The following is a 15,852-nucleotide window of genomic DNA, read 5'->3' on the forward strand; positions in this document are numbered from 1 at the left end:
CGGAGGGACGGCATGAACGACGGGACGGTCATACTGCCCTGGCTCGTGATACGTCAGGACGACAACGGCAACCGCTACCGCGTCGGAAGGTATGCGACCAAGGCCGAGGCGCAGAAGATCGTGGACAGCCTCGACGACCGCGGCAAGGAGCAGCTCTACTGGGTGGAGCGGCTGAACCAGAACGGCGCCAGGTGAAGGTCGTAAGCTCCCGCGCATGACCGATCGGATCGTGGTGGTGGGTGCCGCCCTGTACGACGACGGACGGCTGCTCGCCGCCCGGCGCAGCGCGCCCGAGGAACTCGCCGGGCGCTGGGAGCTGCCCGGGGGAAAGGTCGAGCCCGGCGAGCGCGGCGAGGACGCGCTGGTGCGCGAGCTGCGCGAGGAGCTGGGGGTCGAGGCGGAGCCGCTCGCGCGGGTGCCCGGGGAGTTCGACCTCGGGCGCGGCTATGTGATGCGGGTGTGGCGGGCCCGGCTGCTCGCGGGGGAGCCGAAGCCGCTTCAGGACCACGACGAGCTGCGCTGGCTCGGCCCCGGCGAGCTGTGGACCGTGGACTGGCTCCCCGGCGATGTCCCGGCGATCCACGCCCTGACGGAATCCTGACGGGCGGCCCCCGGACTTTCCCGGCGGCCCGCTCGCGCGCCGCGCTACCGTCGACGCCTCGGTACACCCCGTCTGACGGACCCTCCGTCACCCCCTCCGACCTGCCGGAACACCCCACCGGGGCCGAGAGGGCCGACCGCCCGTGCGACCCTGCGGCGGTCGGGACACAGGGGCGCGCGAGGTGAGGGCGGGACAGGCCGTACGCCCCTCTACGCCGTTCGTGCCACAACGACACCTTGAACGCGGTACTTCCGCCTGGATATCGGGTATGTGCCCATTAACCCCATGAAACCGGACATAGGTCCGCCGCTGGGCCGGGAAGTGATCGGCGTGATCGACACCGAAGGCGAGTGCGCCGAGTGGGACTTTCCCGCGGACCCGGGCGCCGTCCGCACGGCCCGCGCCGTCGTCCGCGCGCAGCTCGGCGCGTGGGGGCTCGGCGCCCTCGGCGATGTCACCGTGCTGCTCGTCAGCGAGCTGGTGACCAATTCCCTGCGGTACGCCTCGGGCCCCATCGGCGTCCGCCTGGTGCGCCCCGCCGATCCCTTTGGCACGCTGCTCGTCGAGGTCTCCGACCCGCTGCCGGACCCGCCCCGGGAGCGGGCCGCCGCACCCGACGACGAGGGCGGCCGCGGCATTCAGCTGGTTGCCCGGTCGTCCCGGCGCTGGGGCACCCGTCCGGGGCGTACGGGCACGGCGGGGAAGACGGTGTGGTTCGAGCTGGCGTTGCCCGGATAGAAGACAGAGGGCGCCGGTACGTACAAGTGCACGGGACGAGCACAAGGCGGACACGGGCCAAAAAGCGTTTAGTCCGTGCTGTGATCGTGAACGGCGTGTGGCTCGGCACCGTAGTGCTGGATACTGCGGGCAGCCACATCCGGTGACCGGTACCGGACGCGGTGAGCTGGAGGGGACGGTTCGCGTGAGCGAGATACCAGCGAAGGCGACGGGTTCTGCGCGGCCTGTGGCGCGGTCGGGCGGGGCGCTCCCCGCACGTCCGGTGCCGGGAGCCGGGGGCGGACCCCTCTCGTCGGCGCCGACGGGGACCACGGACGTCGTGACGGGTGCGCCGGGTGCGGCGGACGCGGCCGCGGGCGGCACGCGAGCCACCGCCGGTGACGGCACCGGCCCCGGACCGGCCGACCCCGCGGGCGAGGACGCGCCCGGACCCGCGGACAACGGCCCCGGCGACGACCGCGCCGCGGCCGACGGCCCGGCGGCCGGGGGCCCCGCGCGTGACGTAGTCTCCGGCGCGCCCGAAACCGTAGGCCCCCGTGGGCCGCATGGCGTAGCCGGGGCTTTCGGGGACGCCGACGCGCGTCACCGCGGCGCCGGCCGGGGGCCCGGCCGCGTCGACGGCCCGCCCCTCACGACGGACGACGTCATCTGGCAGAGCAGCCCGCCCGGGTCCATCTACGACTACATCAAGGTGGCCTCCTTCTCGATCGGCCCCGACGGCCTGGTCGACCAGTGGAGCGCCCGCGCCGAGCGGCTGTTCGGCGTGGCCGCGCGGGACGCCGTCGGCAAGGACCCCATCGACGCGTTCATCGCGCCCGAGCTGCGCCCCGCGGGGCGGCGCAAGATGGCCGAGATCCTCGACGGGCGGGAGTGGACCGGGTCCGTCCCGTTCCGGGTGCCGGAGTCCGACGTCCGGGTGCCGGAGTCCGGACCGGGCGCCCCGGTCGCCGGACCGGGCGCCGGGCCCGCCCCGGCCGCCGCCGGGCTCGAAGGCATCGCCGAGGTCTATGTGATGCCCGCCCGGACGCCGGAGGGCGAGCGCTCCGCCGTCTGTATCGTCGTGGACGTCCGCGCGCTCCGCCGGATCGAGACCGACCTCGCCGCCTCGCAGGCCATTTTCGGCCAATCTCCCTTCGGCTTCCTGCTGTTCGGCACCGACCTGAAGGTGCAGCGCGCCAACCGCCGGTTCGCCGCCGTCTTCGGCGGCGCCGTCGACGACCACCGCGGCCGCACGGTCCACGACTATCTGCCCCGCCACGAGGCCGACCGCATGCAGGACGCCATGCGCCGCGTCCTGGAGACCGGCGAGGCCGTCACGGACATGCAGATCGTCGGCCCCGCCCCGGGCAGCAACGAACGCCGCCACTGGTCGATCAACCTCTACCGCGTGCACAGCGGTTCGGGCCGCCCCATCGGCGTCGCGGGCCTCGGCAACGACGTCACCAACCGGCACGCCGCCGCCCGCGAGGCCGCCCACGCCCGCCGCAACCTCGCCCTCCTCAACGAGGCCGGCGCCCGCATCGGCAACTCCCTGGACCTGGAGACCACCGCCCGCGAACTCCTCGACGTCAGCGTCCCCGGCTTCTGCGACCTCGCCTCCGTCGACCTCTACCAAGGCCTCCTGGACGGGGACGAGGCCGCCCACATCCGCCAGAGCCTCGCCGAGGGCAGCGCCGAGCTGCGCCGCGTCGCCTTCGCAAGCGCCGTCGCCGACGCGCCCTTCCCCGACGGCACCGGCCCCGTCGACGTCGGCTCCGTGCACCGCTTCGCCTTCAACTCGCCCTGCGCGGAGGCCCTGCGCACCGCCCGCCCGCGCCTGGTCGCCGCCGACGACGACTGCGGGCCCGCCCGCCGCCTCACCAGCGGACTCATCCAGTCCACCCTCGCCGTGCCGATGGTCGCGCACGACACCGTCGTGGGCCTCGCGCAGTTCTCCCGTACGAAGGGCAGCGAACCCTTCGGCGAACGCGACCGGGCGCTCGCCGTCGAACTCGCCTCGCGCGCCGCCGTCTGCATCGACAACGCCCGCCTCTACCGCCGCGAGCACGAGCGCGCGCTGATACTGCAACGGTCCCTGCTCCCGCCCGGCGACCCCGAGGCAGCCGGACTCGACATCGCCTGCCGCTATCTGCCCGGCAACGCCGCCACCGAGGTCGGCGGCGACTGGTTCGACGTCATCGAACTGCCGGGCCACCGCACCGCCCTGGTCGTCGGCGACGTCATGGGCCGCGGCCTGCGCGCCGCCGTCGCCATGGGCGAACTGCGCTCCGCCGTACGCACCCTCGCGCTGCTCGACCTGGAGCCCGCCGAGGTCCTCTCCGCGCTCGACGAGATCGCCCGCGGCCTCGGCAACCCGCAGGGCAAGGAGCACGCCCGCCGCGGCACCCCCGCCCGGACCCGCGACCGCGACACCGACGACCTCGCCGAGGTCTACCTGGCGACCTGCGTGTACGCGGTGTACGACGCCGTCACCCGCCGCGTCACCTTCGCCAACGCCGGACATCTGCCGCCGGTCCTCGTCGAGCCCGGCGAGTCCGCGCTCATGCTCGACGTGCCCCCGGGCATGCCGCTCGGCGTCGGCGGCGAACCCTTCGAGGAGGTCGACGTCGACCTGCCCGAGGGCGCGCTGCTCGCCCTCTACACCGACGGCCTCGTCGAGTCCCGCGACCACCCCCTGGACGAGGGCCTGAACGCCTTCGTGGGTGCCCTCGACGACCCCGCGCAGGCCCTGGAGGACATCTGCGACCACGTCCTGAACACGCTCGACACCCACCACGGCGAGGACGACATCGCGCTCCTGATGGCGCGGGTGCAGGGCCTGCCCGCCGAGCACGTCGGCGACTGGACGCTGCCGCGCGAGCCGCAGTCCGTGGGCCGCGCCCGCGAGCTGGCCTGCCAGCGGCTGCGCGAATGGGACCTCGAAGCGCTCGTCGACACCGCCGAACTCCTCGTCAGCGAGCTGGTCACCAACGCCCTGCGCTACGGCGAGGGCGAGATCCGGCTGCGCCTGCTGCTCGACCGCACCCTGGTCTGCGAGGTCTGGGACGCCGGGCTCGTCCAGCCGCGCCGCCGCCGCGCCCGCGACACCGACGAGGGCGGGCGCGGCCTGCAACTGGTCGGCCTCCTGAGCGCGGCCTGGGGCTCACGCCGGACCCCGCGCGGCAAGACGGTCTGGTTCGAACTGGCGCTGCCGGACGGGGACTCGCAGCCGATGGACGCGGCCGAGGCGTTGATGAGTTTGTTCTGAGGGTGTGACAGGGGGCGCCGGGGCGGGTGGGTGGGAAAAGCGCCGTCCTGCTCAAGGCGCCGCCGCCAGCCCAAGGCGCCCCGCCAGCTCACGTCGTCGCTTTGAGCGCCGCGAGCCGTGCCTCCACCTCCGCCGTGTCGCTCAAGCTGTCCAACTGCTCGAACTGCGCGTCCAGCGAGGAGGCGGCCAGCTCCTCCTTGCCGAGGGCCCGCGCCTCCTCGCGGCGCACCTTCTCCTCGAACCGGCTCAGCTCGCTCGTCGGATCGAGGACGTCGATGCTGTGGGCCGCGTCCAGCATCTGGTTCTGGGCCTGCGCGGACTTCGCGCGGGCCACCAACTGGTCCCGCTTCGACTGCAGCTCGGTCAGCTTGATCTTCATCGAGTCCAGGCCGTCCTTCAGCCTGCCGACGACCTCGGACTGCGAGGCGATCGTCGGCTCGGCGTCCTTCGCCTCCTTCTCGGAGCGCAGCTGCCGCCCGAGCGCCACCTTGGCGAGCCCGTCGAACCGGTCGGCCTCGTCGGCGTTCCCCGCCATCCGCAGCGCGTCCGCCTTCCTGCTGGCCGCCAGCGCCTTGGCACCCCACTCGTCGGCGGCCGCCACGTCCTCCTTGTGGTCCGCCTCCAACAGCCGCAGATTCCCGATCGTGGCGGCGACGGCCTGCTCGGCCTCCCGGATGTTCTCCGCGTAGTCGCGGATCAGCTGGTCCAGCATCTTCTGCGGGTCCTCGGCCTGGTCGAGGAGGGCGTTGACGTTGGCCTTCGCCAACTGCGCCACGCGCCCGAGGATCGTCTGCTTGGCCATGGGGGCTGTCTCCTTGCGTACGGGGTGTGGGTCGCGGTGTGTCCATGGGATGCGCGTACGAGTCTCAGAACCGTCCGCCTCCGCCCCTGCGGCCCCGGGTCCCGCCCCCGCCGAAGCTCCCGGGCCCGCCCCCGCCGAAGCCGCCCCCGCCCGTCCCCCCGAAGCCGCCCCCGCGCCCGAGGCCGCCGAGGACCTGCCCGAGGACGATCCCACCGAGGACGGCACCGCCCGTCCCGCCCGCGCCACGGCCCCCGCCGCCGTACGGATTGCCGTAGGCCCGGACGTCCCGCTCGGCGAGCGCCTGGGCCTCACGGGCGAGGGAGTCGGCACGCCGGGCCTCGGCGAGCGCGACGGAAGCCTGACCGCCACCTCCGGCTTCGCCGCCGCCCCCACGCCAGGCCACAGCAGCCGTACCGCCAACCCCCACCCCACCCCCCATCCCCTCAGCCCTCTCCAAATGCCTCTGCGCCTCCGCCAGCCGCGTCCGGGACGCGCTGCCCACCGCGCCGCGGTGTGTCGTGACGTAGTCCGCGGCGGCGGCGACGGCGCTGCGGGCGGTGAGGAGGGCCTGGTCGAGGAGGGCGCGGGCGCGGGTTTCGGCGTGGTCGCGGGTGCGGGCGTCGGAGAGGGCGGTGTCGAGTGCGGCGTCGGCCTCCTCCACCCGGCGCAGGGCGTCGATCGGGTCGTGGGGCCCGGAGGCGAGGGCCCGCCGGACCTCGCCGGTGACGGCCTCGACGCGGGCGACGCGTCCGCGCAGGTCGGCGTCGGGCGCCCCACCCGCGCCGGTGAGCCGCCCGCGTGCCTCCGCGAGGTCGGCCTCCGCCTCGCTCAGGGCGCCCGGCAACCGGCCCGTGGCCCGGGCGAGTTCACCGGCGAGCCGCTCGACGGCCGTGAGGAACGTGTCGGCCTGGTCGACGGCGCCCTCGGCCGCGCGGAGATGGACGGCGGCCGTGCCGTTGTCGGCGCCGTCGACGGCCGTCCGGGCCTGGTGCAGCTGGGTGGTGGCGAACACGAGCCGGTCCTTGGCCTGTTCGACGTTGCCGACAACCGCTTCGCTCGCGCCGGGGGAGTAGCGGGCGCGCAGGTCCTTCAGGGTGCTCTCGGCGTCGAGGGTGCGGGCGCTGACCTGCTGGAACACCGTCTCGGCGTGGTCGAGGGCGGCGGGCGCGGCGCGTTCGAGGGCGCGCAGCTGGTCGAAGGCCGCGGCCTCGGCGTCCAGGCGGCGGCCCGCCTCGGCGCAGCGGGCGACGATCTCGTCGAGCATGCGGCGCCGGGTCGCGTCGTCCTCCGGGTAGGCGTCGTCGAGCTCCTGTCGCAACCGGAAGGCGGCCGTCAGCTCGTCGCGCGCGGCGGCCACGGCGGCCGTGAAGGGCCGCGCGGCCTCCTCCCCGAACTGGGCGGTGGCGAAGCCGAGTTCCTCGGCGCTGGTGCGCACCGCGTCGTCGGTCCCGACGAGCAGGGCCCTGGCGCGGGCGTCGAGGGCGGGCAGCGGCTCGGGTCCGGCGCCGGTGCCCCCGCCGGGTGTCGTACGGGAGGTGAGGCGCCGCCGCCGACGCCGGTACGCGACCAGGGCGAAGCCGCCCGCCGCGCAGGCCGCGACCACCGGAAGCACCAGGTCACCCGCCACCCCGTCGTCCTCGCCGCCCACGGCGCCCCCGCCCGGGTCCGCCTCGCCCGGGGTGATCGTCGGCGCCACCACCCGCTGCCCGTCGAGCACCGCCGCGTACCCGTTCGCCGCGCCGACGGCGGCTCCCGCCCAGTCGTGGCGCCGCAGGGCGGGCTCGACGGCGGTGGCGGCGACGTCCCGCAGCGGGCCGTCGGTGAGCCGGGCGGCCGCGTCGACGGAGTAGGCGTACTGCCGGTCGTGGGTGGCGACGGCGAGCAGCACGTCGTCGGCGCCGAGCCCGTTGCGGTCGGCGGTGGTGTCGGCCCAGCTCTGCGCGGACCGCCCGGAGAAGTCGCGTACGTACACGACGAACAGCTGGATCCGCTGCTCCTCGTAGAGCCGGTCGAGCGCGGTGGCCACGGCCGCGCGGCGGTCGCCGAGCGCGTCGGTGCGGTCGGTGATCTGGCCGTCGCGGTCGAGGCGGACCGGGTCGTCGGCGGGTGCGGCGGGCGCATGGAGTGCGACGGGCACGCGGGGCGCGGCGGGCTGGGCGGGCGCCGCGCCCGCCGGGGGCGCCGACAGCACGAGCCAGCACCAGAGCAGCAGCACGGCGGCCGCCGCCCGCGCGGATATGTGCGACGGGGCGCGGGAGGACGGCGTCACATGTGGCAGCGTATGACCGCCCATGGGGTCACGCGACCGGGGCGGGGCGGCACCCCCGTCGCCGCCCCGCCCCGCACGCCCCGACCCCGCGAGCCCCCTACGGCTCCACGAACCGGACCTCCGGGTGGCGCGGCGAAGGCCCGTCAAGGAGGTGGTCGTCGCGCCCGCCGAGCCAGCGGTCGAAGAACGAGGCCACGTACGCGCGCTGGGCGGCCGTGGCGCGCGCCGGATCGACGGTGCCGATGTTCGCCTCGACCACGGCGCGCCCCACTCCGGCCTGCGGCAGGACCGACGCGAGGTCGGTGTACGTCTGGTGCTTGGAGCCGCGCAGGTTCAGGTCCCGCTTCCAGCCGGTGCCGTGCTTCCAGAAGGAGCCCCAGGACGGCTCGGTGGTGTGGTCGCTGCCGTCGCGGCCCATCAGCAGGAACGGCCGGTGGTCCAGGCCGTGCCGGGCGACGGGCGTGAGGTTGGTCCCCTTGGGTTCCGCGTTGTGCTCCAGGGTGCCGTCCAGATCGACGCCCGCCTTGACGCGCTTGTCCTCGTACATCGTCTCGGCGGCGGCCATCCCGCCCGCGGAGTGCCCGAACATGCCGACGCGGTCCCGGTCGATCGCCGTGCCCACGCCGTGCGGCAGCGCGCCGAGCCGGTCGAGCACGAACTTGTCGTCGGCGACGCGGGCGTCGAGCACCTTCTTCATGAGCTGGGGCAGCTTCTCCTGCGGGGTCTGCGCGAGCGCGTCCCGCAGCGGCTTGTCGGTCTTCACCGAGCCGTCGGGGAAGGCGACGCCCGGGGACTCGTAGGTGTGGTCGACGGTCACCACGACGTAGCCGCGGCTCGCCATCTCCTCGACGAGGGCGGTGCCCCAGGTGCGGGGGTCGTTGGCACCGGCGCTGTACACGAGCACGGGCAACCGCCGGTCGCCCGTGGCCGGGCGCTTCAGGGGCGCGCCCTCCCGTGCGTGCGTCCGCATGCCCGCCCAGTCCACGGCGTCCTTCGGTATCCCGTGCGGCGCGGCCGCGTTCCAGCGCGCGGCGGCGCCCTTCGCCATGTACGGCGCGATGCGGTGCCCGCCGGTGGCCCGCGCCGGGTACCAGACGCTCACCATCAGCTCCCGGTACGGCTGCGAGGCGACCCACGGGTCGTGCCGCGAGCGGTCGACCAGGCGGGTCGAGAACGTACCGACGGCGTGCGGACCGGTGGGCGCGGGCAGCTCGGCCCGTACGCCGTGCGCCGCCGGGGCCTTGCCCGGGCCCAGTGCCGACACCGGCGCGGCCGCCCCGGCGGCGAGCACGGTGGCCACGGCGAGCCCCAGGGCGAGCGCGCCCCTGCGGGTACGGGAACGGGACGGGCGAAGATCGCGAAAGTTCATGCCTCCATGCTGGTCCCGCCCCGCGCCCGCCACCATGGAGGAAACCGGAGAATCCGAGCTGGGGGATTACCCCCACCTCGGATTCCTCGGTCGCGCCGGTGCCGGGGGATCGATCCGGCGGTCCCTACGCCGTCGGCCGCCGCCGGATCTTGTTGCCGAGCCAGACCAGCGGGTCGTACTTGCGGTCGACGGCCCGCTCCTTCAGCGGGATCAGCGCGTTGTCGGTGATGTGGATGCCCTCGGGGCACACCTCCGTGCAGCACTTGGTGATGTTGCAGTAGCCGAGGCCGTGCTCCTCCTGGGCGGTCGCCTTGCGGTCGAGGCCGGTGGCGGCGGCCGCGTCCAGGGGGTGCATGTCGAGTTCGGCGACGCGCATGAGGAAGCGGGGCCCGGCGAAGGCCGCCTTGTTCTCCTCGTGGTCACGCACCACATGGCAGGTGTCCTGGCACAGGAAGCACTCGATGCACTTGCGGAACTCCTGGGAGCGGTCCACGTCCTCCTGCATCATGCGGTACTCGCCCGGGCCGAGCTCCTTCGGCGGTACGAACGCCGGGACCTCCCTGGCCTTCGTGTAGTTGAAGCCCACGTCCGTCACCAGGTCCCGCACCACAGGGAAGGCGCGCAGCGGCGTCACCGTGATGACCTCGTCGCGCTCGAAGACCGACATGCGGGTCATGCACATCAGGCGCGGCCTGCCGTTGATCTCCGCCGAGCACGAACCGCACTTGCCCGCCTTGCAGTTCCACCGCACGGCGAGGTCGGGGGCCTGGGTGGCCTGGAGCCGGTGGATGATGTCGAGGACCACCTCGCCGTCGTTGACCTGGACGGTGAAGTCCTTCAGGTCACCGCCGTCGACGTCACCGCGCCACACCCGGAAGCGCGCGTCGTACGCCCCCGAGCCCTCGCCGCCGCCCCCGTCCGCGGCCGCGCCGGAACCCGTGCCGGAAGTCGTCCTCGTACTCACTCGTAGAGCTCCTCTTCGGCGAGGTACTTGACCAGCTCCTCCTTGTCGAAGAGGGCGAGCAGGTCGGGGCGGATGGGGTCGGTCGTGACCCGGGTGAGGTCGATCTGGCCGCGGGCCGGGTCGCTCACCGCGAGGACGCCCGTCGGGTCGGCGAGGGCGCACAGCAGGTTCACGCGGCGCCAGTCGCGGCTCATGCCCGGGTGGTCCTCGCGGGTGTGCCCGCCGCGGCTCTCCGTGCGCTCCAGGGCCGCCCGCGCCACGCACTCGCTGACCAGGAGCATGTTGCGCAGGTCGAGCGCCAGGTGCCAGCCCGGGTTGAACTGGCGGTGCCCCTCGACCCCGGCCCTGCGGGCGCGCTGGCGCAGCTCCGCGAGCTTCTCCAGGGCCTGTGCCATCTCGCCCTCGCGGCGGATGATGCCGACCAGGTCGTTCATCGTCTGCTGGAGCTCCTGGTGCAGGGTGTACGGGTTCTCGGGCGCCGTGCCCGCCTCCGGGCCCTCGGCGCTGAACGGGCGCAGCGCCTCGGCGGCCGCCGCGTCCACCTGGGCGTCGTCCACGACCGGGGCGGTGGCGAGGCCGTCCGCGTACCGCGCCGCGTACAGACCCGCCCGGCGCCCGAACACCAGCAGGTCGGAAAGGGAGTTGCCGCCGAGCCGGTTGGAGCCGTGCATGCCGCCCGCGACCTCACCGGCCGCGAACAGGCCGGGCACACCGCGCGCCGCCGCCGTGTCCGACTCGACCGCGATGCCGCCCATCACGTAGTGACAGGTCGGCCCGACCTCCATCGCCTCGGCCGTGATGTCGACGTCCGCCAGCTCCTTGAACTGGTGGTACATGGACGGCAGTCGGCGCCGGATGACCTCGGCGGGCATGCGCGTCGACACGTCCAGGAACACCCCGCCGTGCGGGGAGCCGCGGCCCGCCTTCACCTCGGAGTTGATGGCGCGGGCCACCTCGTCGCGGGGGAGCAGCTCGGGCGGGCGGCGGTTGTGGTCCGGGTCGTCGTACCAGCGGTCGCCCTCCTCCTCGGACTCCGCGTACTTCTCCTTGAAGACGTCCGGGATGTAGTCGAACATGAAGCGCTTGCCGTCGGAATTGCGCAGCACACCGCCGTCGCCGCGCACGGACTCGGTGACGAGGATGCCCTTCACCGACGGCGGCCAGACCATTCCGGTCGGATGGAACTGCACGAATTCCATGTTCAGGAGCGGAGCCCCGGCGAGCAGCGCGAGGGCGTGCCCGTCACCGGTGTACTCCCACGAATTCGACGTCACCTTGAAGGACTTGCCGATACCGCCGGTGGCGAGCACCACGCTCGGCGCCTCGACGACGAAGAAACGCCCGCTCTCGCGCTCGTAGCAGAAAGCGCCCGAAACCCGCTCGCCGCCCTTCAGGCCTTGTTCTTTCAAGATGCGGGTGACCGTGCACTCCTGGAAGACCTTCAACCGGGCCTCGTAGTCGCCGAATTCGCGCTCGTCCTCCTGTTGCAGGGCGACGATCTTCTGCTGGAGCGTGCGGATGAGTTCGAGGCCCGTGCGGTCGCCGACGTGTGCGAGCCGCGGATACTCGTGCCCGCCGAAGTTCCGCTGCGAGATCCGGCCGTCCTTCGTACGGTCGAAGAGCGCGCCCCACGTCTCCAGCTCCCACACCCGGTCGGGCGCCTCGCGGGCGTGCAGCTCCGCCATCCGCCACTGGTTGAGGAACTTCCCGCCGCGCAGGGTGTCGCGGAAGTGCACCTGCCAGTTGTCGCCGGAGTTCACATTGCCCATGGACGCCGCGATGCCGCCCTCGGCCATCACCGTATGGGCCTTGCCGAACAGCGACTTGCAGATCACGGCCGTACGGGCGCCCTGCTCCCGCGCCTCGATGGCGGCCCGCAGCCCGGCGCCGCCCGCGCCCACGACGACGACATCCCACTGCTGCCGCTCTACTTGAGACATCTAGAAGAACCTCGGATCGTCGAAAGCGCCGGAAGCGATCAGATACACATAGAAATCGGCGAGCGCGACGCTGATCAACGACGCCCAGGCGAGCAGCATGTGACGGCCGTTCAGCCAGCCGACCCAGCGCCACATCCGATAGCGCACCGGATGCTTGGAGAAGTGCTTGAGCTTGCCGCCGACGATGTGCCGGCAGGAATGGCAGGAGAGCGTGTACGCCCAGATGAGGCTGATGTTCACGAGAAAGACGAGGGTGCCGAGCCCGGCGTGCCCCCACTCGTAGTCCTCGTCGCGGAACGAGAGGACGGTGTCGTACGTGAGAATGCCCGCGACCGGCACCGCCGCGTAGAAGAAGTACCGGTGGATGTTCTGCAGGATCAGCGGGAAACGCGTCTCACCCGTGTACTTCGCGTGCGGTTCCGCCACCGCGCAGGCGGGCGGTGACGCCCAGAAGCCGCGGTAGTAGGCCTTGCGGTAGTAGTAGCAGGTGAGGCGGAAACCCAGCGGGAAGATGAGAATGAGCAGCGCCGGGGAGAGCCCCCACCAGCTGCCGAAGATCTCCCAGTTGGGCCCGTTCCGCATCGGTTCGCAGTTCTCCGCTATGCACGGAGAGTAGAACGGCGAGACGTAGGGCGCCTCGTAGTAGTCGGCGTTCGCGAACGCCCGCCACGTCGAGTACACGACGAAGGCGAACAGTCCGGCGGCGGTCGCGGCGGGCTGGAGCCACCAGCGGTCCGTCCGCAAATGGGCAGCGGTGATGGCGGCGCGCGTGCCGTGCCGTACGCCGCCGGGGCCCGTGCCCTTCTTCAGATGGGGTTCCGTGCCAGTGGCCAACGAGGCTCCACTCCTTCGTCGACAGGTCCGGTCGCTAGGGCGCGCGGCGGTCGCGGGCGCCCAGGCCCTCGTCGTCCGAGTCCGTCCACAGGGACCGGTCGTACGGCGTGTCCGGGATGGTGACCAGCTCGGGGCGGGCCTTCGGGGATGTGGGTGGGACTTGTGGTGCCGCGGCGGAGGTGGCGGCCGCGCGCAACAGGGCGACGCTCTCGCGCAGGTGCTCGGTGTCCATGCGGACGCGGCGGAAGTCGACGCCCGCGAGCTGGGCGTCCGCGTGCTGCTCGACCTTGCCCACGGTGCGGACCAGGTCGTCGACGCAGCGCTGAATGGCCGTCAGATCGTCGTGCAGAGCCATGACTTGCCCTCACTTCACAGGTGCGGTGGCAACGCTCATGCGCCTGAGAGTGTCGCTCCTCACATCCCGTGTTGGGAACCCACGTGCGTGGATTCGACCCCTCCGTGTCAGATCTCTGGCGTGGGCGCCGGGTCGGGGTGCTCTCGCCGTGCGCCGGGGGCAACCCCGGCCCAGGGTCGGAGACACGTCGGGCCGGGCCGGTGGGACAGCCGCGGCCGCAGGCATGTTGCGCCGCATGGGTGGCTTCCCCGGCCCGCCCCGCCGTGTCGGCGCCCCCGCCAGAACTCCGTCCCCTTCAGTGGATGCCATACGTGTGATCAACTCCATATTTCCCCCGCGATACCGCCAAACGTGCACCCCGCACGGGCAACCCCCGGAGGTACCCGTCATGCCCCTCGACCGCTCCAGGCGATCCGCCGTCTTCCTCGCCGCCGGAGTCCTCGCGCTGCCCGCCCTCACCGGGTGCGGCTCGGGCGAGGAGTCGAGCGCCCCGACGGCCGGGCAGGACATCGCCCCCGCGGCCCGGGACCAGGTCGCCGACGGGGGTTCGGTGAAGTGGGCCGTCGACGCCCTCCCCGAGACCTTCAACTCCTTCCAGTCCGACGCGGACGAGGCCACCGCCCGTGTCGCGGGCGCCGTGCTCCCCTCCATGTACCGCCTCGACTCCCGCGGCAGACCCCAGCCCAACGCCGACTTCCTGGAGTCCGCGAAGGTCGTCGAGCGCGAGCCCCAGCAGGTCGTGCTCTACAAGCTGAACCAGCAGGCGGTGTGGAGCGACGGCCGCGAGATCGGCGCCGACGACTTCGCCGCCCAGTGGCGCGCCCTCTCCGGCAAGGACAGCGCGTACTGGACCGCCCGCAACGCCGGCTACGACCGCATCGGCAAGATCGAACGCGGCGCCAACAACCTGGAGGTGCGCGTCACCTTCGACAAGCCCTACGCGGACTGGCGCTCCCTGTTCTCGCCGCTGTACCCGAAGGACGTCATGGGCACCCCGGACTCCTTCAACGACGGCGCCCGCGCCAAGCTCAAGGTCACCGCGGGCCCCTTCGCCCTGAAGGACGTCGACCGCGCCGCGGGCGAGCTCACCCTGCGCCGCAGCCCCCGCTGGTGGGGCAGCCCCGCCAAGCTCGACAAGCTGGTCCTGCGCGCCGTCCCCCGCGACAAGCGCGCCGCCGCCCTCGCCGAGGGCAGGGTCGACCTCGCCGAGATCGACGCCGACGAGGCCAGCCGCATCGCCCTCGCCGCCCGCGACAAGGGCGCCGGGGGCCCGCTCGCCCACGGCCCCGGCGCCGCCCTCACCCCGGCCGCGGCACTGCGCTCCTGGGCCCGCGCCCACGGCTCCGACGAGGAGGCCGCGGACACCGAGCAGGAGGCCCGCAAGAAGACCCGCAAGGCCGTCGAGCGGTACGCCGAGGAACAGTCGGGCCTGCGCGGCTACGTGGTCCGCAAGTCCCTCGAACCCGCCTACACCCAGCTCGCCCTCAACGGCTCCGAGGGCCCCCTCGCCGACGACCGGGTCCGGCGCGCCGTCGCCCGCGCCCTGAACCGCGACGAACTCGCGGAAACGGTTCTGAAGCCCCTCGGCCTGCCCGCCGAGCCCGTCGGCAGCCACCTCGCCCTCGCCGGACAGGACGCGTACGCCGACAACAGCGGCGCCCTCGGCGACCAGGACACGGCGGAGGCCTCCGCCCTCCTCGCCGACGCGGGCTGGACCCCCGGCGGCCCCCTGAAGGAGAAGGGCAAGGAGAAGGGGGAGGGCAAGAAGAAGGACGGCGACGGGGGTGACGCCGGGTCGGAGGCCTCCGAGAACGACACGGACTCCGGCTCGGGCTCCGGCTCGGGCTCCGGCTCCGAGTCCGACGACGGCACCTACATCGTCGGCGAGGACGACCAGAAGCCCGGCGACCCCCGCACCGCCCTCCTCAGCCCCGCCCGCGCCGCCGCCTACCAGCAGTCCGTCCTGATGCGCCAGGCCGACGCCCTCACCGCGCGCCGCGAGGCCGACAAGGAGCAGAAGAAGGACCCCGGCGGCCACGCCAAGCAGCACGCGAAGAAGCAGGCCCAGGGTGGCGCCCCGGGAGCGTACGCCCCCAAGGGCACCGCCGCCCCCAAGGCCGCCAAGGGCGCCGCCGCGGGGCCGCTGGCCAAGGACGGCAAGGCGCTCACGCTGCGCTTCGTGCTCCCCTCCGGGGCGGGCTCGGAGTCGCTGCGCGGGGTGGCCGACCGGATCTCGCGGATGCTGCAGCGCATCGGGGTGCGCACGGAGATCGCCAAGGTCGCCGACGACAGCTACTTCAAGGACCACATCGCGTCCGGCCAGTACGACCTGGCGCTGTACTCCTGGCCCGCCTCCGCGTTCCCCGCGACCGACGCCCGCCCGATCTTCGCCAAGCCGGTGCCCGCCGCGGACGGCTCCCTGAACGTCGAGCAGAACTACACCCGCGTCGGCACCGACCACATCGACCAGCTCTTCGACCAGGCGGTGAGCGAGCTGGACGAGTCCGAGAACCGCTCCCTGGTGAAGAAGGCCGACGCCCGCATCTGGGCGGCGGCGGGCTCCGTCCCCCTCTACCAGCGCCCCCAGCTGGTGGCGGCCCGCACCAATCTGGCCAACGCGGGTGCCTTCGGCTTCGAGACCCCGACGTACCAGGACATGGGCTTCCTGAAGCCGGGAGCGAAGGCGGTCAAGAAGCCGTAGCGGGAGCCCGACAAGCCGCTCCCGGCGAGGCC

12 protein-coding genes are annotated in these 15,852 nt (G+C 73.4%); 5 read left to right on the forward strand and 7 right to left on the reverse strand.

Annotation, left to right across the window (positions count from 1 at the left end):
* The first annotated feature begins 12 nt into the window (after window positions 1–12).
* The 4 genes from ACZ6AA_RS03470 to ACZ6AA_RS03485 all read left to right on the forward strand — a co-directional run bounded on the left by ACZ6AA_RS03470 (window position 13) and on the right by ACZ6AA_RS03485 (window position 4,586).
* On the forward strand, window positions 13–195 hold the full coding sequence (locus ACZ6AA_RS03470) for an SPOR domain-containing protein (RefSeq protein ID WP_468451388.1): 183 nt from the start codon (window positions 13–15) through the stop codon (window positions 193–195).
* A gap of 19 nt (window positions 196–214) precedes the next feature.
* Window positions 215–601: a (deoxy)nucleoside triphosphate pyrophosphohydrolase gene (locus ACZ6AA_RS03475; protein ID WP_468451390.1), complete on the forward strand. Its 387-nt coding sequence runs from the start codon at window positions 215–217 to the stop codon at window positions 599–601.
* A gap of 285 nt (window positions 602–886) precedes the next feature.
* A complete protein-coding gene (locus ACZ6AA_RS03480) occupies window positions 887–1,339 on the forward strand; it encodes an ATP-binding protein (RefSeq protein WP_468451392.1) in 453 nt (150 codons plus the stop codon).
* A 142-nt stretch (window positions 1,340–1,481) separates the two neighbouring features.
* Entirely contained in the window at window positions 1,482–4,586 is a 3,105-nt protein-coding gene (locus ACZ6AA_RS03485) for a SpoIIE family protein phosphatase (protein WP_471456033.1), read from the forward strand.
* A gap of 88 nt (window positions 4,587–4,674) precedes the next feature.
* Here ACZ6AA_RS03485 and ACZ6AA_RS03490 read toward each other — a convergent pair whose 3' ends face one another.
* From ACZ6AA_RS03490 to ACZ6AA_RS03520, 7 genes are all read right to left on the reverse strand, one after another.
* Complete coding sequence (locus ACZ6AA_RS03490; protein WP_471456035.1) at window positions 4,675–5,388, reverse strand: PspA/IM30 family protein; 714 nt, start codon at window positions 5,386–5,388, stop codon at window positions 4,675–4,677.
* A 64-nt stretch (window positions 5,389–5,452) separates the two neighbouring features.
* Entirely contained in the window at window positions 5,453–7,657 is a 2,205-nt protein-coding gene (locus ACZ6AA_RS03495) for a TPM domain-containing protein (protein ID WP_471456037.1), read from the reverse strand.
* 97 nt (window positions 7,658–7,754) lie between these two features.
* Window positions 7,755–9,026, reverse strand: coding sequence for an alpha/beta hydrolase family protein (locus ACZ6AA_RS03500; RefSeq protein ID WP_468451400.1), 1,272 nt, complete (start codon window positions 9,024–9,026; stop codon window positions 7,755–7,757).
* 124 nt (window positions 9,027–9,150) lie between these two features.
* Window positions 9,151–9,990 (reverse strand): succinate dehydrogenase/fumarate reductase iron-sulfur subunit, encoded by an 840-nt coding sequence (locus tag ACZ6AA_RS03505; RefSeq protein WP_471456041.1) that lies wholly within the window; start codon window positions 9,988–9,990, stop codon window positions 9,151–9,153.
* Window positions 9,987–11,930, reverse strand: coding sequence for a fumarate reductase/succinate dehydrogenase flavoprotein subunit (locus ACZ6AA_RS03510; RefSeq protein WP_468451404.1), 1,944 nt, complete (start codon window positions 11,928–11,930; stop codon window positions 9,987–9,989). The genes ACZ6AA_RS03505 and ACZ6AA_RS03510 overlap by 4 nt, the downstream gene beginning before the upstream one ends.
* The gene (locus ACZ6AA_RS03515; RefSeq protein WP_468480529.1) at window positions 11,931–12,764 is read right to left on the reverse strand and encodes a hypothetical protein; all 834 of its coding nucleotides are present in this window, start codon (window positions 12,762–12,764) and stop codon (window positions 11,931–11,933) included.
* A 34-nt stretch (window positions 12,765–12,798) separates the two neighbouring features.
* Window positions 12,799–13,119 (reverse strand): hypothetical protein, encoded by a 321-nt coding sequence (locus tag ACZ6AA_RS03520; protein WP_468451408.1) that lies wholly within the window; start codon window positions 13,117–13,119, stop codon window positions 12,799–12,801.
* A gap of 388 nt (window positions 13,120–13,507) precedes the next feature.
* Between ACZ6AA_RS03520 and ACZ6AA_RS03525 the strand changes: the two genes are divergently transcribed.
* A complete protein-coding gene (locus tag ACZ6AA_RS03525) occupies window positions 13,508–15,820 on the forward strand; it encodes an ABC transporter family substrate-binding protein (protein WP_471456044.1) in 2,313 nt (770 codons plus the stop codon).
* The last annotated feature ends 32 nt before the right edge of the window (window positions 15,821–15,852 follow it).

The organism is Streptomyces sp. NPDC040610 (assembly GCF_055594065.1).